18 protein-coding genes are annotated in these 18,031 nt (G+C 58.8%); 12 read left to right on the top strand and 6 right to left on the bottom strand.

What is annotated here, in order from left to right; genetic code table 11:
* Nucleotides 1-518 precede the first annotated feature (518 nt).
* Nucleotides 519-1,634, bottom strand: coding sequence for a phospholipase A (locus HMPREF2541_RS00660; protein WP_064086948.1), 1,116 nt, complete (start codon nucleotides 1,632-1,634; stop codon nucleotides 519-521).
* A 102-nt stretch (nucleotides 1,635-1,736) separates the two neighbouring features.
* Entirely contained in the window at nucleotides 1,737-2,537 is an 801-nt protein-coding gene (locus HMPREF2541_RS00655; protein ID WP_003824338.1) for a BUD32 family EKC/KEOPS complex subunit, read from the bottom strand.
* A gap of 106 nt (nucleotides 2,538-2,643) precedes the next feature.
* On the opposite strand from HMPREF2541_RS00655, the gene HMPREF2541_RS00650 reads away from it, so the two are divergent.
* Together HMPREF2541_RS00650 and HMPREF2541_RS00645 are read left to right on the top strand one after the other, a co-directional pair.
* Entirely contained in the window at nucleotides 2,644-4,503 is a 1,860-nt protein-coding gene (locus HMPREF2541_RS00650) for a histidine kinase (RefSeq protein ID WP_070541265.1), read from the top strand.
* 34 nt (nucleotides 4,504-4,537) lie between these two features.
* Entirely contained in the window at nucleotides 4,538-5,185 is a 648-nt protein-coding gene (locus HMPREF2541_RS00645) for a response regulator (protein WP_070541263.1), read from the top strand.
* Nucleotides 5,186-5,464: 279 nt separating this feature from the next.
* On the opposite strand, the gene HMPREF2541_RS00640 is transcribed toward HMPREF2541_RS00645, so the two are convergent.
* A complete protein-coding gene (locus HMPREF2541_RS00640; RefSeq protein ID WP_003824343.1) occupies nucleotides 5,465-6,226 on the bottom strand; it encodes a HesA/MoeB/ThiF family protein in 762 nt (253 codons plus the stop codon).
* Nucleotides 6,227-6,323: 97 nt separating this feature from the next.
* Between HMPREF2541_RS00640 and HMPREF2541_RS00635 the strand changes: the two genes are divergently transcribed.
* The 7 genes from HMPREF2541_RS00635 (at nucleotide 6,324) to HMPREF2541_RS00610 (ending at nucleotide 12,459) form a co-directional block, all read left to right on the top strand.
* Nucleotides 6,324-6,884 (top strand): hypothetical protein, encoded by a 561-nt coding sequence (locus HMPREF2541_RS00635; protein ID WP_049257832.1) that lies wholly within the window; start codon nucleotides 6,324-6,326, stop codon nucleotides 6,882-6,884.
* A 304-nt stretch (nucleotides 6,885-7,188) separates the two neighbouring features.
* Nucleotides 7,189-7,995, top strand: coding sequence for a threonine/serine exporter family protein (locus tag HMPREF2541_RS00630; protein WP_023887121.1), 807 nt, complete (start codon nucleotides 7,189-7,191; stop codon nucleotides 7,993-7,995).
* 3 nt (nucleotides 7,996-7,998) lie between these two features.
* Nucleotides 7,999-8,457, top strand: a complete 459-nt coding sequence (locus HMPREF2541_RS00625; protein ID WP_003824346.1) for a threonine/serine exporter family protein — start codon at nucleotides 7,999-8,001, stop codon at nucleotides 8,455-8,457.
* A 251-nt stretch (nucleotides 8,458-8,708) separates the two neighbouring features.
* The gene (locus HMPREF2541_RS00620) at nucleotides 8,709-10,280 is read left to right on the top strand and encodes a TerC family protein (protein ID WP_003824348.1); all 1,572 of its coding nucleotides are present in this window, start codon (nucleotides 8,709-8,711) and stop codon (nucleotides 10,278-10,280) included.
* A gap of 416 nt (nucleotides 10,281-10,696) precedes the next feature.
* Nucleotides 10,697-11,830, top strand: a complete 1,134-nt coding sequence (gene carA, locus HMPREF2541_RS00615; RefSeq protein ID WP_070541261.1) for a glutamine-hydrolyzing carbamoyl-phosphate synthase small subunit — start codon at nucleotides 10,697-10,699, stop codon at nucleotides 11,828-11,830.
* Nucleotides 11,831-11,872: 42 nt separating this feature from the next.
* Nucleotides 11,873-12,004: a hypothetical protein gene (locus HMPREF2541_RS12520; RefSeq protein ID WP_003824352.1), complete on the top strand. Its 132-nt coding sequence runs from the start codon at nucleotides 11,873-11,875 to the stop codon at nucleotides 12,002-12,004.
* Between the two features lie 80 nt (nucleotides 12,005-12,084).
* Nucleotides 12,085-12,459: a hypothetical protein gene (locus tag HMPREF2541_RS00610; protein WP_064103201.1), complete on the top strand. Its 375-nt coding sequence runs from the start codon at nucleotides 12,085-12,087 to the stop codon at nucleotides 12,457-12,459.
* Nucleotides 12,460-12,533: 74 nt separating this feature from the next.
* On the opposite strand, the gene HMPREF2541_RS00605 is transcribed toward HMPREF2541_RS00610, so the two are convergent.
* The 3 genes from HMPREF2541_RS00605 to modA form a co-directional block, all read right to left on the bottom strand.
* Nucleotides 12,534-13,223, bottom strand: a complete 690-nt coding sequence (locus HMPREF2541_RS00605) for an ATP-binding cassette domain-containing protein (RefSeq protein ID WP_003824354.1) — start codon at nucleotides 13,221-13,223, stop codon at nucleotides 12,534-12,536.
* A complete protein-coding gene (gene modB, locus HMPREF2541_RS00600) occupies nucleotides 13,220-13,891 on the bottom strand; it encodes a molybdate ABC transporter permease subunit (RefSeq protein ID WP_003824355.1) in 672 nt (223 codons plus the stop codon). Before modB ends, HMPREF2541_RS00605 begins: the two co-directional genes overlap by 4 nt.
* A 258-nt stretch (nucleotides 13,892-14,149) precedes the next feature.
* Entirely contained in the window at nucleotides 14,150-14,908 is a 759-nt protein-coding gene (gene modA, locus HMPREF2541_RS00595; RefSeq protein ID WP_070541259.1) for a molybdate ABC transporter substrate-binding protein, read from the bottom strand.
* A gap of 369 nt (nucleotides 14,909-15,277) precedes the next feature.
* Between modA and HMPREF2541_RS00590 the strand changes: the two genes are divergently transcribed.
* From HMPREF2541_RS00590 to HMPREF2541_RS00585, 3 genes are all read left to right on the top strand, one after another.
* Nucleotides 15,278-15,847 (top strand): L-threonylcarbamoyladenylate synthase, encoded by a 570-nt coding sequence (locus HMPREF2541_RS00590; protein WP_064103199.1) that lies wholly within the window; start codon nucleotides 15,278-15,280, stop codon nucleotides 15,845-15,847.
* Nucleotides 15,848-15,958: 111 nt separating this feature from the next.
* Nucleotides 15,959-16,288, top strand: a complete 330-nt coding sequence (locus HMPREF2541_RS12445) for a hypothetical protein (protein ID WP_231109803.1) — start codon at nucleotides 15,959-15,961, stop codon at nucleotides 16,286-16,288.
* A complete protein-coding gene (locus tag HMPREF2541_RS00585) occupies nucleotides 16,267-17,871 on the top strand; it encodes a DNA internalization-related competence protein ComEC/Rec2 (RefSeq protein WP_246824956.1) in 1,605 nt (534 codons plus the stop codon). Before HMPREF2541_RS12445 ends, HMPREF2541_RS00585 begins: the two co-directional genes overlap by 22 nt.
* The last annotated feature ends 160 nt before the right edge of the window (nucleotides 17,872-18,031 follow it).

Raw genomic sequence — 18,031 nt, 5'->3', positions numbered from 1 at the left:
ACCAGTACAGCGTTGGCTCGCCTTGCCGTACTATGTGTACTGTCTGCGGCTCGCCGCCTTGTACTGGTTTAAATTTAATCCACTATAATGATTTGTTTGGCTGATTCAGATTTGAATGTGCCAAGCAGTGGGAATATTTATGCGGCAAACGCGGGCAAAAAAAGCGGCGCATATCTAATATGCGCCAAATCTACAAAGGAGAAATAGAGGAGAAACTTGTTAAGCAGTCATCCATGACCACTCAACGGAACGAATTATAGGGCCGCCTAATAGGGAAGGCAAGGCTAATACTATGATTTAACCTGCTTTTTCCTGATTGTAAGCAAGTGTGAATGTAAAATGCTAGCGGCATGAAACTACAGCGAAAATTAAATATACTGATTTGCTCGGAATTCAGACTAGGTACGGATTTGAGAGGGGGTGTCGGTATTTTATGGCGGTTTATGCGCTAAATCATTCATTAAATTTTCAGGTAGCCTGTTTGAATAAAAAGGCTACCTGAAAAACTAGTGTGCAGTTCAGAAACCGTCCCAATCGTTTAGCAGTACGCCCAAGCCGATGCTGTTGTGTTTGTGGTTGTAGTCGAGCAGGCTTTCGCCGTAGCCGTGGAAGGCCTGTACATAGCCTTTGAGCCGGCCGGCGATGGGGAAGGTGTAGTTTAGCTGCAGCCCGCCTTTGCCGCTGGCGGGGTTGTAGCGGGCGAGGGCACCGAGGCTTTGGCGGTCGTTGAAGCGGTAGTACATTTGCAGATCGCCGTAGCCCATGTAGCGGTTGATGTCGGAGTTGTCGTCGTCGCTGTTTTTTTCGGGGATACGCCACCACAGGCGCGGTACCACGGTAAGTTTGCCCCATTCCATGCCGGCCATGGCATAGATGCGGTTCCAAGAGCGGGAGAGGGGGTCGCTTTGGCCGTTGGATTGGTGTGCGGCGCCGATGCCGAGCATCCGCAGGCTACCGCCGCCGGGCAGGTCGGCTTTCACCGGCTGGGTGAGGAAGATTTCGGGCTCGTAGTCGGTGTTGCGGAAGGGAGAGGACATGGAGCCTTTATATACTTGCCAGTGTGAAACTTGGGTGTAGCCGAACCAAAGGTCGGCATTGGTGCCGAACAGGTCTTGCAGCAGCTTGGTTTTGAAGGAAACCTGCATTTTGGTTTCCACATGGTTTTGGCGCTGCTGCTCGGGGATGGCGGAAGTGTGCTCGGGAGAGGAGGGGTTGCGGTTGGGTGAGCTGTTGTACCAGCCGGGCAGAAGGTAGATGGGGCGATGCGCACGCACGCTGAGGATGCCGGATTCGTGGTTGACGTCTAAATCGTAGGCGAGGCTGAGCGGGCTGAAGGCTTGCGGCTGGGTGGGGGCGGCAGGGGCTTCGGTGAGCACCACTTTGGGCGTGCTCTCGGCCTGGCTTTGCTCGATGCTTTGTTGGATATCGATGGCAGCCTTGCTGTTGGCGGGGGTAGATAAGGGTTGGGTGGGCGGCAGTTGTGTGCCCATGCTGCGGTCGTAGCAGGCGAGGCGGGCGGCAGGGTCGCTGATTTGGGTGCAGGCCAGGGCGCCGGCGGGGGCTTGGGTTTGGGCGGCGCTGTGGGCGGAAACCAACAGGGCGGCGGCGATAAGGGGGAGGCGGGATGTTTGCATGATGGTTGGGGTGTGAAACGTAAGCTTTAAGGCTACCTGAAAAATAGTGCGGCTTTCAGGTAGCCTTCTTATTGCCGATTAAAGGCTACCTGAAAATCTGCTTTAGATTTCGCCCATGCGATAAAACAAATCGGCCAGGGCGGCCAGGCGCAGGGTGTCGCAGCCCCAGCGTTCGGATTGGATACTGCGCATCCACAAAATGGGGCGCACGCTGCGGCGCAAGGTGCGGATTATAGCGGGATTTTGCCTTTGCAGGCAGGCTTTGCAATGTTCGGCTGCCTGATCGAGCAGTCCGCCGCGCAGGAGGATGTCGGCGGTGGATTGCAGGTAGCACAGCCAGTCGCGGCCTTGGCACTGCTGCAGGCTGAGCACGGTGGCGGGGTTGTCTTCGAAGTCGATAAAGCCGATGCCGCCGGTTTCGGTCAGCACCATATTGCGGGCGAAGGCTTGGCTGAGGAATTGGTTTTGCCGGTGTACGACTTCGATGGCATGCAGACCTTGCAGCCAGCCTTCGAGGCTGCCGGCTTCGGTTTGCTTTTCGATGGCGATGAGCAGGGTTTGCTCGCCCACATGGCTCATCAATAGGGCATTGTCCTGCACGGCCAATAACTTGGGCGCGGTAATACCGGCTTCGGCCAGCTCGCGCAGGCGGTCGGCTTCAATGGCGATGCCGGCCTCGCCGCCGGGATTGGGCACCGGGGTGAGCACGCCCAAGCGGCACACTTTGGCTAGGCCGTTGAGCAGGCTGTAACGCCAGGCGGCTTGGCGCGGGGCGGCTTTGCGCAGCCACACGGTTTCGCCGTTGTCTAAACGGTGGCGGGCGATGGTTTCGGTTTGGGCGGCCGCGAGGGCGGCCAGCTGGGCGGCGTAGTTCATGACGGTGCGGAAAAAGGAAAGCGGCATTATATAGCGAAATATAGCGAAACGGTTTTGGCGCGCTGTTTTCAGGTAGCCTCTTTCGGAAAGCGACTATAATACCGCTCAATATTGATTCATCCGATTGCCCGCTATGCCCAAACATATCGTTTCCAGCGAAACGCCGCTGTTTTCAGGTAGCCTGCCGCCGCAGAATGCATTGCGGCGCAGCCTGTCGGCACGGCTGCTCACAGCGATTTTGCTATGGGCGGGCGGTTTGCTGCTGTTTGTGTCGATGACGGTGGTGGCCACCTGGCGGCTGGAAGAGCGGGCGGGCGCTATCCGCCAGACAGGACGGCTGAACGACCAAGTTCACCGCCTTACCATGGCTGCCGTTCAAAATCCCGGCGCGCCGCTGCCCGTGCAGCAGGTGGCAGACACGCTCAAAGGGCTGAACAGCCGCCAGCATGCCGTGTGCTGCACCTGGTGGGACGAGCCGGCCTCACACCAGCTCGAACAGGTGCGCCGCGATACCGAAGCCTTCTTGCAAACTGCCGCGAAACCGGATACTGCCGCCCTACTGGAGCAGGCCGAACGCCTGCACACCGGCATCGACACCTATGCCCGGCTGCTGGAAGAGCAAAACACCCGCAGCATCGGCTGGCTGCGAAGCGGGCGTATCGGGCTGATGCTGCTGATCCTGCTTTCCGCCGCCGTCAGTTTCCGCCTGTTGCGGCAAGTGGTGTTGCGCCCGCTCGGCACGCTGTACCAAGCCATGAACCAAATCACCCACGGCCGCTTGGGCACGCGCATCGCCGGTTCGAATTCCGGCGACGAATTCGAAGCCGTGGCCGACGGCTTCAACCGCATGGCCGACAACCTGCAGGAAATGTATGCCCACCTGGAAGACAAAGTAGCCGAAAAAACCGCCGCCCTCTCGCGCCAGAAAAGCGAGTGGGAAATGCTGTATTACGTTACCTCCTACCTGCACAAGCAAAGCTTCGGCAGCGAAGTGGAACAAGCCTTTCTGGAGCGGATGCTGCGCCTTTCCCACAGCGGGGGCGGCGGCATTTTCTGGCTGGCGGAAAAAGGCTTTACCACCGCCTGCGACATCGGCCTGCTGGAGGGTTTGGCCGAACGCCTGCCGCACACCCATACTGCCGAACAGGAAAGCGAAGCCGGCAATATGGTGTGGATGCAGGGCGAAGAGGGCGCTTTGGTGGCGCTGGTGCCCATTTATGCCTTGGGCGGGTTCCAAGGCTGGCTGGCGCTGTCTAAGCCGACCGTACCGCTGCTTTCCGCGCAAAACACCGGTCTGATGCGCTTATTGTGCACCCAGCTGGGCATCGCTCGCGAAAACGCCGCCATGACCCTGCTCAAACAGCAAAACGCCGTACTCGAAGAGCGCAGCCGCATTGCCCGCAGCCTGCACGACAGCCTGGCGCAGTCGCTGTCGTTCATCAATATGCGCTTTCAGATGCTCAGTAAAAACAAACTGCTGCCGGATGACAAATCCGTGCGCGACAATATCGAGATGATTCGCGACGGCATCCAATATTGCTACGAAGACGTGCGCGAACTGCTCGACCATTTCCGCGCCAAACCGCAATACGGCAACTTCGCCGAAACCGTGCGCAGCGTAATCGAGCGCAGCCGCAAGCAAGCTGGCATTCCCGTGGTGCTGCACATTAGCGGCGGCGACTGCCTGCTCAACAGCGAGCAGCAAACGCAGGCGCTGTTTATTTTGCAGGAAGCCCTGTCCAACATCCGCAAACACGCCGACGCGCAGCAGGCCGAAGTGCTGCTGGAAAACGGCGACGGCTTCACCATAATCGTGCGCGACGACGGGCAGGGCTTCGACCCGGAAAGCCGCGCCGAAGCCGAGCCCGGCCAACATATCGGCCTGAGCGTGATGCACGAGCGCGCGGAAAAAATCGGGGCGGAAATCAGCATCCGCTCCCGGCCCGGCAGCGGCACCGAAGTGCGCCTGCATATTCCCGGCAATTTCAGCTAGTAATCCACTATACCCACTATTTTCAGGTAGCCCCATGACTGAATCCAACATCCGCATCCTCCTGGTAGACGACCACCCCCTGTTCAGGCGCGGGCTCAGTTTTCTGCTCGCGCAGGAATACGGTTTTGAAATCGTTGCCGAAGCCACCGACGGCCTCGAGGGCGTGAAGCTTGCCCGCTTCCACCGCCCCGATTTGGTGCTGCTCGACGTGGAAATGCCGGTGATGAACGGCCCCGAAGCCCTGGCTCAAATGCTGGATTTCCAGCCCGGGCTGCCGGTGTTGATGCTCACCATTTCCGAAGATGCCGACAACTTGAAAAAATGCCTCGAGCTGGGCGCGCGCGGCTATATTTTGAAAAATGCCGACACCGATTTCCTGGTGGAAGCCATCCGCCAAGCCGTGGCCGGGCAGCAAACTGTGTCGCCCGAAATGAACAACGCCGGCCAGAGCATTCCGCCAGAATATTCTGCCATCCTCGATTCCCTCACCCAGCGCGAGCGTGATGTGTTGCGCTATGTGGCTGGCGGCATCAGCAACAAAATGATTGCCCGGCGGATGTTTTTATCCGAAAACACGGTGAAGGCGCATATGCAGAATATCTTCCGCAAACTCAACATCGACAACCGCGTACGCGCCGCCGTGTATGCCCGCGAATTGGGCTTGGATAAGGAAGAGGAGTGATGCGGTTGGCGGTTTCAGGTAGCCTTTGGATGAGAATGAGGCTACCTGAAACTGAAATATGGAAGATCGGCGGCGTTTGCTGTTGCCAATGGCTGGCTGGTGTTGGATTCCGGTATTCGGCCTACAGTGAGTTATCAGTAATCTGTAATCGGTAAAGGCTACCTGAAAAATGTTTCAGGTAGCCTTTTTGGTGTCTAGCTTGGGTTGGGTTGAAAGCCGCAATGTAACGTTTCCGGTTATTTGTATACGATGCTCGCGGCTAACCCGCTACGGATGTTTTCAGGTAGCCTCTTCAGCCTTTTTATGCCCGCCGCACACTTTGCAGGCGGGGTTTTTGGGGATGGCGAAATGCTGCCATTGGCCGCTGAGTGCGTTGTAGCAGCGCAAAACGCCGTTTTCGGCAGGCAGGCCGAGCAGGATTTTCAGGGCTTCAGCGGCTTGGGTGGTGCCGATGATGCCCACCAGCGGGGCGAATACGCCGAACAGGGCGCAGGCGCCGTCGTTGTCTTGTTCGCGGTCGAACAGGCAGGCATAGCAGGGCTGGCCGGGCAGGTCGGGGCGGTAGGTGGCGATTTGGCCGTCGAAGCGGGTGGCGGCGCCGGAAACCAGCGGGGTGCGGGTGGCGCAGGCGGCGGCGTTGAGGGCTTGGCGGGCGGAGAAGTTGTCGCTGCAATCGAGCGTGGCCTGGCATTGGGGCAGCAGGCGCAGCAGGGCGGCTTCATCCAGTTTGCCGTGGGTTTCGATTTGGCAGGCGGGGTTGAGCTGTTTCAGGTAGCCTGCCATGGCTTCGGTTTTGAGGCGGCCGATGTCGGCTTCGCGGTAGGCGGTTTGGCGCTGGAGGTTGGTTTCGTCGATGCGGTCGTGGTCGGCAATAATCAGCCGCCCCACGCCGGCAGCGGCCAGATAGGGCAGGGCGGCGCTGCCCAGCCCGCCGCAGCCGAGCACCAACACGCAGGCATCCAGCAGCTTTTGCTGGCCTTCGGTGCCGATTTCGTCGAGCAGGATGTGGCGGCTGTAGCGCAGCAGTTGGTGGTCGTTCATGGCGGTGTGGGGGCAGGGTGGTTGGGGAGGGGATTATATCGTGGAAATCGGTGCTTGCTGATAGAATGGCCATACTTATCGACAGGAGGAGGTTTAAATGAAAGCAGCCAAATATTTATTGCCTTTTGTCGCCGCAGCTCTGCTGGGCGCGTGTTCGACTGTGGGCGGTATGCCGCGTGGGCAGCAGACGGCAGATTACAAAATGGAAGCGGCGGGCGGGGTGCAGGCCGAAGTGGGCAGGAGCGCCGCCAATTCAAGTTACCGCTATGGTTTCGGCATCCGCCTGAAGAATGCGCCGCGCGTGGCTTCGGTAAAAATCGAGCGTACCCGCGGCGGCGAACTCGGGGTGGTGTTTGATGATAGCCGCCACCCCACAACCGCTACCAAAGCCTGGCAGCGGCATGCCGACGGCACACGCTCCTACCTCTACAACAACGGCGACGGCACTTTCGATTGGATCGGCCAAACCGCCGCCCGCAAACTGACACCGCAACAGGCGCCGTGGCTCTATCAAGCAGGCACCACGCACCAACAATACCGCATCACCATCCGAGATTTGCAGGGAAGGGAGACGGTGTTGGTGCAGGATACAGCTATTCCACCCGAGCAGAAACAGGCTATCTTGCAGCTATGGAGAACACCTAGCCGCAGCAGATAGTGAGTAGGCTGAATCCGGCACAATGAAAGGCTACCTGAAAACACAACACCGCAGCGTTTCTGCGAAGTGAAGGATTTCAGGTAGCCTTTTTGCCGGCTATATTGCATGTTTAATCGAGGTGGTTTTTAGCAAGCTAATCCGAGGCAGCAGGAGATGTGGCCTTCGGCGATCAGTGGCTGCCCAACGGGGCTTGCGGTATAATTTGCATTCATCATCAATCCAAGCAAATGGCTTGCTGCCCGCAGCATTTCCAGCCGTTTTCCGCAAGCCGTCTCCTTCCGTTTTCGCCAACCGGTTTATTCAGATGACGACTCCCGCCCCCATCTCCCCACCCTTCGTTTCCGATGATTACGCACAGCAGCAGGAAATTACCCGCCTGTGTATCCATGCCGCGCTGTTGCTGTTGCAATATGGCGCGGAAAGCACGCTGATCGACCAAATCGCCGTGCGGCTGGGTCGTGCGCTGGGTATGGACAGCGTGGAGTGTGCGCTCACGCCGAATGCGATTGTAATCACCACGCGCCGCGGCAACCAGTGCATCACCACCACGCGCAAGAATTTCGACAAGGGGATCAATATGTCGGTGATCACGGCGGTGCAGCATATCGTGCTGGATGCGGAAGACGGGCTGTATAGCGTGCAGGAAGTGCGCGAGCGGTTGGATGCTGTGAAGCCGGAAAAATACAACCGCTATTTTGTGGTGTTTATGGTGGGGCTCTCTTGCGCGAGCTTTGCCCACCTTTCGGGCGGCGACCCGCTGATTTGCTTCATCACGTTTATCGCTTCGGCCTGCGGCATGTGGGTGCGCCAGTCGCTGTCGGCACGGCACTACAATCCGGCGGTGGTGTTTGCGGTAACCGCGTTTGTGGCTTCGATGGTGTCGGGCACGGCGCTGAAGTTCGGCTGGGGCGCACACCCGGAAATCGCTACGGCAGCCAGCGTGTTGCTCTTGGTGCCGGGGGTACCGCTGATTAACTCGCTGGCCGATATGCTCAAAGGCCATGTGAACATGGGCATGAGCCGTTGGGCAGTGGCCACGCTGCTCACCTTCAGCACCTGTTTGGGCATCGTGTTGGCCTTGAGCCTGTTGAATGTTTCCGCTTGGGATTAAACCATGCTGCTGAATTTGCTAGATGATATGTTTTTTGCCGCCATCCCCGCCGTGGGCTTTGCGATTTTGTTTAATGTGCCGCGCAATGCGTTGAAATACTGCGCTTATCTGGGCGCGTTGGGACATGGTTCGCGCACGCTCATGATGCAGTTCGGCCTGTCGCAAGGCCTGGCCACGCTGTGTGCGGCTTCGCTGGTGGGCTTTATCGGCGTGTATTTGTCGCAACGCTACCGGGCGCACCCGAAAGTGTTTACCGTGGCCGCTATCATTCCGATGATTCCGGGCGTGTATGTTTATAAAGCGATGATTGCGCTGGTGCAAATGAACCATAAGGGCTTCTCCGAGCAGCTTTTGGGGCAGGCGGTGGATTATTTTGTGAAATCCGGCTTCGTTATCGGCGCACTGGCCTTCGGGTTGGCGCTGCCTGGGCTGCTGTTTTACCGCCAGCGGCCGGTGGTGTAGCAGCCATACCGTTTTGTGCGTGACTGAAGCCATAATTCTTCAGCAAGCCGCTGCAATCTGCTAAACTTACCGCCTCATTATTCTTCCCAAGCCGATATGCACACTGATTCCCCCGCCTCTCTAGAGCCCGAGCCTGCCTCGGCGGATAAGTGTGTGCACGGCATGTATTTAAAGGCTACCTGAAAGCTGCTCATAGCGTTTTCAGGTAGCCTTTGATTGTTGTTATTACTTGCAATCAAGGATTCGAATTCATGGATTTCTCTTGGCTGGCCGACCCGGTAACCTGGCTGGGCTTCGCTACGCTGATTATTCTCGAAGTTGTGCTCGGCATCGACAACTTGGTGTTCGTGGCCATTTTGGCCGGCAAAGTGCGCCCTGCCCAGCGCGACCGCGCCCGCATCACCGGCCTGACTTTGGCCGTGCTCATCCGGCTGCTCATGCTCGCCTTTATGGGCCGTATCATGCAGCTTACCACCCCGCTGTTTGCCCTGGGGCGGCTGGAAGTGGCCGGTAAAGACATCATCATGTTTGTGGGCGGCCTGTTCCTGCTGTATAAGGCCACCACCGAGCTGCACGAACGGCTGGAAGGCGCCAACCACTATGCCGTTTCCGATACCGACCATCGCAAACAACATGCGCCGTTTTGGGGCGTGGTGTTGCAGATTCTCGTGCTCGATGCTGTGTTTTCCATCGATGCCGTGGTGACCGCCGTAGCCGTGGTGCAGCACATCCAAATCGCTATGGCAGCGGTGATTGTGGCGATGGCCATGATGATTTGGGCGAGCAAACCACTCACCGAATTTGTCAACCGCCATCCCACCGTGGTGATGCTCTGCCTCGGCTTCCTCTTGATGATCGGCTTCAGCCTGATTGCCGAAGCCTTCCACGTAGTCATCCCCAAAGGCTACCTGTATGCCGCCATCGGCTTCTCGGTGCTGATTGAAGTGTTCAACCAAATCTCCCAGCGCAACACCGACAAAAATGCCTACGGCAGCCGCTCTTGGCGCCGCCGTACCGCCGAGAATGTGCTCGGTATGATGGGCATCCGCGAAACCATGCTGGCCAAAGCCGGCGAAGAAAGCCACGATGCCGGCCACTTTGAAGAAAACGAAAAATCCATGATCCGCAGCGTGCTTACCCTGGCCGAGCGCCCCCTGCCCGGCATCATGGTGCCCCGCCGCGACATTGAACGGCTCGATATTTCCCAAAGCCGCGAGCAGCAATACGCCCAGCTGCAAAACACCCCATATTCCCGCCTCCTCGTGGTGGGCAAGGCCGGTGCCGACGAGCCTTTGGGCTACATCAACAAAAAAGACCTGCTCAACCAGCTTCTAGCCGGGCAAGAGCCGGATATCCAAGCCGCCCTGTGCCAGCCGCTCATCCTACCCGACAGCACCAACACTCTTTCTGCCATCGAGCAGTTCCGCCAAAGCGGCGCCGACTACGCCCTCGTGGTGGACGAATTCGGCGCAGTGCAGGGTATGGTTACCACCAAAGACTTGCTTTCCGCCATTGCCGGCGAATTCCCCGAAGCCTACGAGCGCAAAGAGCCCAACGCCCAGCCTGGCGAACACAGCACCGACAGCAGCGACAGCCTGCTGGTGGACGGCAGCCACGAATACGCCGAACTTGCCCCCCAGCTCGGTCTGCCGCCGCCCGAAGAAGATGCCGACTACCACACCGTGGCCGGCCTGATGATTGAAGAGCTGAAAACCCTGCCCGAAGTGGGCGATATTCTCGACTACCACGGCTGGCGTTTCACCGTGGCCGCCAAAGCCGGCCAGCGCATCGAACAAATCCGCATCAGCCGCCTGCCGGAATAAGCGCAGGCTTTCAGGTAGCCTTTGCAATCATACTCAAAGGCTACCTGAAAAATACGGCGGCCTTGTTTGGGTTCTGCAGCAACCGGTTTCCCGGCAAAGCCCTCGTTTGAATTTCGTTTAGGTTATGTTTTCAGGTAGCCTCAAAGTGATGGGTTGGTGTGGATGTGCCAGCCTTTTGTTTTGTCTGCCTTCCTCAATTTTCAGGTAGCCTTCGGTAGGGCAGCGGCCGGATATAAGCCGCCTGCGCCAACGTTCAGGCTACCTGAAACCGCCCGGTTCAAACTTGCCCCGACCTCCCGTTGTCCATTAAAATAACGTGCTTCCGGCAGGCAGCACCGCCCGCGCCGAAGCACGTTTTGCCCCGCTTAGAAAGCCGCGAAACGTGTTTTTTTATCCCCCGCATCCGGACACCAATCATGACCACTCCCGCCCTTCTCGTTCTCGCTGACGGCAGCGTATTTCACGGCACATCAATCGGTTACGAAGGCTCGACTTCCGGCGAAGTCGTGTTCAATACTTCCATGACCGGCTATCAGGAAATCCTGACCGACCCGTCCTACTGCAAACAAATCGTTACCCTCACCTACCCCCACATCGGCAATACCGGCACCAACGCCGAAGATGAAGAAAGCCGCAGCGTTTATGCCGCAGGCCTGATTATCCGCGACCTGCCGCTGCTGCACAGCAACTTCCGCGCCTCCGAAAGCCTGCACGACTATTTGGTACGCAACAAAACCGTCGCCATCGCCGACATCGACACCCGCCGCCTGACCACGCTGCTGCGTGAAAAAGGCGCACAAGGCGGCGCAATTCTGACCGGCGCGGACGCTACGGTTGAAAAAGCGCAAGAACTCATCGCCGCGTTCGGCAGCATGGTCGGCAAAGATTTGGCAAAAGAAGTTTCCTGCACAGAAGCCTACGAATGGACCGAAGGCGAATGGGCGTTGGGCAAAGGTTTCGTTACTCCTGCCGAACAACCGTTCCACGTTGTTGCCTACGATTTCGGCGTAAAAACCAACATCTTGTGTATGCTCGCCGCACGCGGCTGCCGCCTGACCGTCGTCCCCGCCCAAACCAGCGCGGAAGACGTGTTGGCACTCAACCCCGACGGCGTATTCCTCTCCAACGGCCCCGGCGACCCCGAGCCTTGTACCTACGCCATCGAAGCCGTGCAAAAACTGATGGCAAGCGGCAAACCCATCTTCGGCATCTGCTTGGGACACCAGCTCATCAGCCTAGCCATCGGCGCAAAAACCCTGAAAATGCACTTCAGCCACCACGGCGCAAACCACCCCGTGCAAGATTTGGATAGCGGCAAAGTCGTCATCACCAGCCAAAACCACGGCTTCGCCGTCGATGCCGACACCCTGCCCGCCAACGCAAGGATTACCCACAAATCCTTGTTCGACAACACCTTGCAAGGCATCGAGCTGACCGACAAACCCGTGTTCTGCTTCCAAGGCCACCCCGAAGCCAGCCCCGGCCCGCAAGATGTCGGTTATCTGTTTGACCGGTTTATCCAAAATATGCAAGCCGCCAAACAAGCTTAATCATCAAGCACACATATCAATCAATTAAAAGGAAAAATCCAGATGAAAAGAATCGTTTTATGCGCTGTTTTGCTGGGTACTTTGTCTGCCTGCAACACCCTGCACTCTGCCGCGCGCGATGCCAACACTGCCGTTCAGGCGTGGAACGAGGATTATCAAAAGCAGCACCGCTAATCCCCGCGCGAGAGCGAAAGCAGCCTGAAATGTAAATCACATCAGGCTGTTTTTTTTGCAACACACACCAGAAAACAAACATGAAATACAGCATGCTCATCCTCTGCCTGCTCATCAGCAGCCCGGTTTTCGCCAAAGACGAGCCCGTTAATTTGAAAAGCATCAGCCAAATGGGAGCAGATATGGTGGATTCTGCCACTCAAGGCATTTATGAAACCCTAGCCACAGGCAGCCGCAATATTGCCGGCCGCCACTGTGCCTTCCCCACCAATCAGGCTGAAATGCAACGTTTTAGCATCGAACCCTGCCTGCATCAGCCTGCTTTTGCCGGTACCCGCCAAACCGAACGCGCCCTCCGGCAGAAAGAACCGCAGATCAGCGAAGGCGGTCGCGAGGTGCAAAATCTGTCTGATCAAATTATTGATAGTTTGGGGCTACGGCCTTTTGTGGAATGAATAAATGGCGAAAAGGCTACCTGAAACCATTTTTCGGTTTTCAGGTAGCCTTTTTATAACCATTAGCACAGCGTTTAGCCGGACACGCCGTATGCCAGCCGGCCGGCCGACATATGCGCCACTTCCTGCGCGAGGATTTCGCTATCTTCCGGATCGTGGGTGATGAGCAGCATGGGGATATCTAGCTCCTGCTGCAAATCCAGCAGCCATTGCCGCATGCGGTTGCGCAGGCCGATGTCGAGGGCGGAGAAGGGTTCGTCCAGGAGCAGCCAGCGCGGGCTGGCGATGCAGGCACGGGCGAGGGCGGTGCGCTGGCGCTGGCCGCCGGAGATTTGGTACGGATAGTGTGCGGCCAGGGCAGTGAGCTGCATTTTGTCCAGCCAAAATTCGGCCAGCCGCACAGCTTGCTTTTGCGGCGGGGTGCGCCAGCCGTGGCGCAGGCCGAAGGCGATATTTTGCGCCACCGTAAGGTGCGGGAACAGGGCGTAATCCTGAAACAGCAGCCCGGCCTGCCGCTGTTGCGGCGGCAGCCACAGCCGCTTGTCGGTGTCGCCGTAGCATGTGCCGCCAATGCGCACATGCCCGGCCTGCGGGTGCAATAGCCCGGCCAGCAGCTGCAAAGTGAGGCTTTTGCCCGAGCCGGATTCGCCCACGATGGCCAGCCGTTTAGCTTGGCTTTGACAGCGGCAATTCAGTTCAAAAGTCTGCCCGCCGCCGACAAGGCGCGTATGGAAGGCGAAATCGAAAACCGGTGTGCCGCTCATGCTTTATCCTTTGCTTTGGCCAGATGGTTCACGCTCCACAACACGGCCACACACACCGCCGAAATCAGGATTACCAACTTGGTGGCCAGCGCGTCGTCGCCGGCCTGCACGGCTTCATATACCGCGATGGAGAGGGTTTGCGTTTGGTTGGGGATGCTGCCGGCAATCATCAGCGTGGCGCCGAATTCACCTAACGCGCGGGCAAAGGCCAGAAGCAGGCCGGCCAAAATACCGCGCCAGGCCAAAGGCAGCGTAACCCGCAAAAACACCGCCCATTCGCCCAAGCCGAGCACCCGCGCTGCCTGCTCCAGCTGCGGGTTGACTTCTTCAAACGCCGCCCGCGCCGGCTTGCACACCAGCGGGAAGGTAACCGCCGTTGCTGCCAACACCGCGCCCTGCCAGGTGAAAATCAGGCTGATGCCGAAATATTCCTGCAATAGCTGCCCGAGCACGCCGTTGCGCCCGAACAGCACCAACAGGTAGTAGCCCATCACGGTGGGCGGCATCACCATTGGCAGCGTGAGCACCACATCTAGCAGGTTGCGCCCGGGAAAGCGGCAGCGCGCCAGCAGCCAGCCCACGGCCACGCCCAGCACGAGGTTCAGCCCGCTCGCCCAAAAAGAGACTTTCAGCGAGAGCAGCAGTGCGGGCAATACGTCTTGAAACACACAGATTCCTTTGAAATAGCGTAATAATTGGTGGTGGAATGGAGAGATGGCTTGAGACTGCACAATATGGTTTGTGAGCCATTGCAAATTGGGTTTAGGCAGCCTGCCAATTTTTAGCTGGCAGCGCAGGTTTTGCAACCATCAGAGGCTACCTGAAACTTGGCAGGAGCAGATTTTATACCTGCCTGCTGCTATGCCAAAGGCTACCTGAAAGCGTTATTCTACTTTTCAGGTAGCCTCTTTTCCTACAATTTCGGTTTAGCGTCTAGCCGGGTTGAAGCCGTATTTCTGCAAAATGCGGTTGCCTTCGCGCGAGCGGATGAAGTCTAAGTAGCGAGCGGCTTCGGCGGCATCTTTGCTGGAAGCGGTCACGGCAATCGCGTAGGACACCGGTTTTTCCAGCGGTACGGTGCGTACGATGCGCACTCGGTCGCGGATCAGCATGGCATCGGTGCGGTATACAAAGCCAGCATCCACTTCGCCGCGCGACACATAATCCAGCGCCTGGCGCACGTTTTGGGTGGAAATCATTTTGCCTTCCACCGCTTGCCACAGGCCGGCTTTTTCCAGTGCGGCTTTAGTGTAGCGGCCGGCCGGCACGCTGGCGGGGTTGCCCACGGCCACACGCTGCACCTGCGGTTTGCTCAAATCTTGCAGGGTGTTCACGCGCACGGCGGCGTTTTGCGGCTGAATCAGCACCAAGTCGTTCATGGCGAAAGTGCGGCGGCTGGCGGGAGCGATTACCTTGGTTTCGGCAGCCTTATCCATGGTTTCTTGGTCGGCAGTGGCCAACACATCCACCGGCGCACCCTGCACCAGCTGTTGCAGCAGCACGCCGGAAGCGGCGGTGTTCAAACGGATTTGCGTGTCGGGGTGGGCACGGCTATAGGCAGTGTTGATTTCCTGGAACGCTTCTTTCAGGCTGGCGGCGGCGGAAACGGTAATTTCTTTAGCTGAGGCCGACAGGGCGGCACAAGCCAGGGCGAGCATGAGGGCGGTTTGGCTGAAACGGCGCATTTGTTTTCTCCTTTAGGTGGTGTAAGCAGCAGCCCAAGCAATAGGCTACCTGAAGCGCGCGAAATTCTAGCAACGGCTTCTTGGCGGACAATAGTTCTTTCGGCCTATGCTGAAAGAACTATTAGCGGGCAAGTAAAGTAAATTGGTCAGGGGCAAGCGGGTGCGGGAGAGTGCAGACGGCAGGCTACCTGAAAGTTGATGCAGTGAAAACGAGATTTCCGGAGGAGGGCGCGTTTCTGCGGAGCTAAAACGAGATCTTCGCAGGAAGACGAGCTGCTGCGAAACCCAAACAGGATAGCAACACGGTAAACAGCCTGCCGGTTTCAGATTACAATACCGCTTTTCATCCCGCATAAGCATCCCGCAAGAATCATGTTCCCACGAATCCTTTCCGCTGCTGCCGCCCGAGGGTTGCGCGCGCACCTGCACCGTGGCGGCTTGGTGGCCTATCCTACGGAATCCAGCTACGGTTTGGGTTGCCTGCCCACGCACCGCCGTGCCTTGCGTCGGCTGATGCAGCTGAAAAAGCGGCCACAGCATAAAGGATTGATTGTTATCGGCAATGATTTGAAACAGCTTGAGCCGTTGCTGCAAAGGCTACCTGAAAACCAACGCCGGCTGGCGCAAAGCACTTGGCCGGCGGCGGTTACGTTTTTATTTGCGGCAGCCGATAGCGTGCCGGCGCTGTTACGCGGGCACGGTCGGGAAAAACTGGCGGTGCGCGTGCCGGCACATGATGGGGCCCGCCGCTTGTGTGCGCTGTTGGGCACGCCGCTGGTGTCCACTTCGTGCAACCGCAGCGGACGGCGGGCTTTGCGGCATCAGCGCGAGGTGCGGCGCTGCTTTGGAAGGGATGTGTATGTGGTTAACGGCCGCTGCGGCGGATCGAAGCGGCCGAGCCGGATTGTGGATGCGCAGAGCGGGGTGTATTTGCGCTAGAGGCTACCTGAAAGTTGTTTCAGGTAGCCTTTATCCTTCTTTGCCAATTCGGCAGCGGTTTGCTATAAGGCAATCTATAGTTGATTAAAAATAATAAACAATGAGGTAGCTATGCGTTTGGGCGGGTTGTGCTGTTGGGTGGCGGGTGTGCTGCTGGCTTTTTTGTTGCCGGCAGCACATTTTGTTGCCGTTGCCTCAGCTTCGGCGCTGCTGCTCGCCCTGATTGGCTGCTTCCGGCGCGCCCGTGGGGCGTGGTGGCTGCTGTGCGGGCTGCTTTACGGCGTGTGGCGGGTGCAGTTGGCGCTATCGCAGCAGTGGCCGGCGGAACCGGAGTTTCAACGGGTGCGGCTGGATTTTCAGGTAGCCTCGGTGGCGGCGGATACGGCGGGCTGGCGGATGAGCATTGGCAGGCGTTTCGGGTGTTGGGCATCAATCATCTGATTAGCGTGTCGGGGCTGCACATCGGTATGGTGGCGCTGGCGGCAGCGTATTTGGCGCGGCTTTTTCTGCTGCGCCTGCCGATGGCCGAGCCGCGACGCTGGTATTTGGCGGCGGGCTTGGCAGCGGCTTTGTTTTATTCGGCATTGGCCGGCTTCGGCGTGCCGATTCAGCGCAGTTTGCTGATGCTGGCGGTGTTTGCCTGGCAATGGTATCGGCGCGGCAGCCCTGCGCCGTGGCGGGCTTGGTGGCAGGCTTTGGCCGTGGTGCTGCTGTTCGACCCGCTCTCGGCTTTGGGTGTGGGCTTTTGGTTTTCCTTCGGCGCGGTGGCGGCGCTGATTTGGGTGGCACAAGGGCGGCTGGAGGCCATGCCGGATGACGATGCACCAGAAGGCGGCTGGCTGCGTACGGCCAAGCATTCCGGCAAATGGCGCATCGCGCTGCGTGTCCAATATGCGGCCACGCTGTTGGGGTTTTGGCAGGCCGGGCAGGTATTCGGCACCGTGCCGCTGGCCGCGCCTTTGGCCAATGCGCTGCTGATTCCGTGGTTTTCCTGGGTGTTGGTGCCGCTGGCTTTGCTGGCGGTGCTGCTGCCGTTTGAAGGCTACCTGAAAATGGCGGCTGCCATCAGCGAATACACCATGGGCGCGGTGGTGTGGGCGGGCGGCATCGTGCCCACCGGCGCACTGGCGCATTTGCCGCCGCTGTTTTGGCTGGCCGTGTTGGCCGCGCTGGCAGTGTGGCTATTACCGCGCGGCCTGGGATTGCGGCCTTGGGCGGCGCTGGTGTTGGCGGCATCCTGCCTGTATCGCACGCCCGCGCCGGAGCACGGCACGGCGGCGGTGCGGATTGTGGACGTAGGGCAGGGGCTTGCCTTGCAGGTGCGCACGCAAAACCATTGGCTGCTGTTCGACACCGGCACGGCAGGGGCGGCACAGACGCAGCTGGTGCCCAACCTGCTGGCGCAGGGGCTGCCGCCGCCCGATGTGCTGGTGCTCTCGCATCACGATACCGACCACGACGGTGGCTTCCCCGCCGTTCAGGCAGCCTTTGCGCCGCACAAACTGTATGCCGGCCAGCCGGAAGCCTATGCCGGCGCAGCCGAATGGTGCGCCGGCGGCACCACGTGGGAATGGGACGGCGTGTATTTTGAATTCCTCACCCCGCCGCGAAACCCCGAAGCCGATGACAACGAACAAAGCTGCGTGTTGCGCGTGTTGGCCAACGGGCAGGCCGTGCTGGCGGGCGGCGATTTGGGCATCGCGGGCGAGCGCTGGCTGGTGGGCACATATAGCGATTCGCTGCACAGCCAATTATTGGTGCTGGGGCACCACGGCAGCCGCTCTTCATCTGATTCGGCCTATCTGAATGCCGTGGCGCCTGAAGCAGCGGTGGCGGCCAACGGTTTTGCCAACCCCTACGGCCACCCCGCCGCCATTGTGCGGCACCGCCTCTCCGCCCACCGCATCCGGCTCTACACCACCGCCCGCAGCGGGCAGCTGGATTTCGTGCTGGGGCAGAGCGGGGCAATGCAGCCGCAGTGCTTGGGCAGGAGGTTTTGGCAGCGCAAGCCGTTTGAGGAATGAGGGTTTCAGGTAGCCTGTTGGTGGATTGAGAGGCTACCTGAAAATCTTGCCGCTACTTCATCACTCGCCCGCGTTCAGCAGCCGTTTGCGGTACAATGTGCGCCCTTCCTGTTTCCAATCAGGCTACCTGAAAGCGCGTAGCCCAACCCCTCCGCAAGCC

This window comes from Eikenella sp. HMSC061C02 (assembly GCF_001809035.1).
GTDB lineage: Bacteria > Pseudomonadota > Gammaproteobacteria > Burkholderiales > Neisseriaceae > Eikenella > Eikenella corrodens.
The sequence above is the reverse complement of the archived record's forward strand: the minus strand, read 5'-3'. Positions and strand labels throughout refer to the sequence as shown.

Excerpts from the sequence above, each read along its gene's own strand:
- HMPREF2541_RS00660 (WP_064086948.1), bottom strand. The coding sequence starts at position 1,634 with ATGCAAACATCCCGCCTCCCCCTTATCGCCGCCGCCCTGTTGGTTTCC.
- HMPREF2541_RS00655 (WP_003824338.1), bottom strand. The coding sequence starts at position 2,537 with ATGCCGCTTTCCTTTTTCCGCACCGTCATGAACTACGCCGCCCAGCTG.
- HMPREF2541_RS00650 (WP_070541265.1), top strand. The coding sequence starts at position 2,644 with ATGCCCAAACATATCGTTTCCAGCGAAACGCCGCTGTTTTCAGGTAGC.
- HMPREF2541_RS00645 (WP_070541263.1), top strand. The coding sequence starts at position 4,538 with ATGACTGAATCCAACATCCGCATCCTCCTGGTAGACGACCACCCCCTG.
- HMPREF2541_RS00640 (WP_003824343.1), bottom strand. The coding sequence starts at position 6,226 with ATGAACGACCACCAACTGCTGCGCTACAGCCGCCACATCCTGCTCGAC.
- HMPREF2541_RS00635 (WP_049257832.1), top strand. The coding sequence starts at position 6,324 with ATGAAAGCAGCCAAATATTTATTGCCTTTTGTCGCCGCAGCTCTGCTG.
- HMPREF2541_RS00630 (WP_023887121.1), top strand. The coding sequence starts at position 7,189 with ATGACGACTCCCGCCCCCATCTCCCCACCCTTCGTTTCCGATGATTAC.
- HMPREF2541_RS00625 (WP_003824346.1), top strand. The coding sequence starts at position 7,999 with ATGCTGCTGAATTTGCTAGATGATATGTTTTTTGCCGCCATCCCCGCC.
- HMPREF2541_RS00620 (WP_003824348.1), top strand. The coding sequence starts at position 8,709 with ATGGATTTCTCTTGGCTGGCCGACCCGGTAACCTGGCTGGGCTTCGCT.
- carA (WP_070541261.1), top strand. The coding sequence starts at position 10,697 with ATGACCACTCCCGCCCTTCTCGTTCTCGCTGACGGCAGCGTATTTCAC.
- HMPREF2541_RS12520 (WP_003824352.1), top strand. The coding sequence starts at position 11,873 with ATGAAAAGAATCGTTTTATGCGCTGTTTTGCTGGGTACTTTGTCTGCC.
- HMPREF2541_RS00610 (WP_064103201.1), top strand. The coding sequence starts at position 12,085 with ATGAAATACAGCATGCTCATCCTCTGCCTGCTCATCAGCAGCCCGGTT.
- HMPREF2541_RS00605 (WP_003824354.1), bottom strand. The coding sequence starts at position 13,223 with ATGAGCGGCACACCGGTTTTCGATTTCGCCTTCCATACGCGCCTTGTC.
- modA (WP_070541259.1), bottom strand. The coding sequence starts at position 14,908 with ATGCGCCGTTTCAGCCAAACCGCCCTCATGCTCGCCCTGGCTTGTGCC.
- HMPREF2541_RS12445 (WP_231109803.1), top strand. The coding sequence starts at position 15,959 with ATGCGTTTGGGCGGGTTGTGCTGTTGGGTGGCGGGTGTGCTGCTGGCT.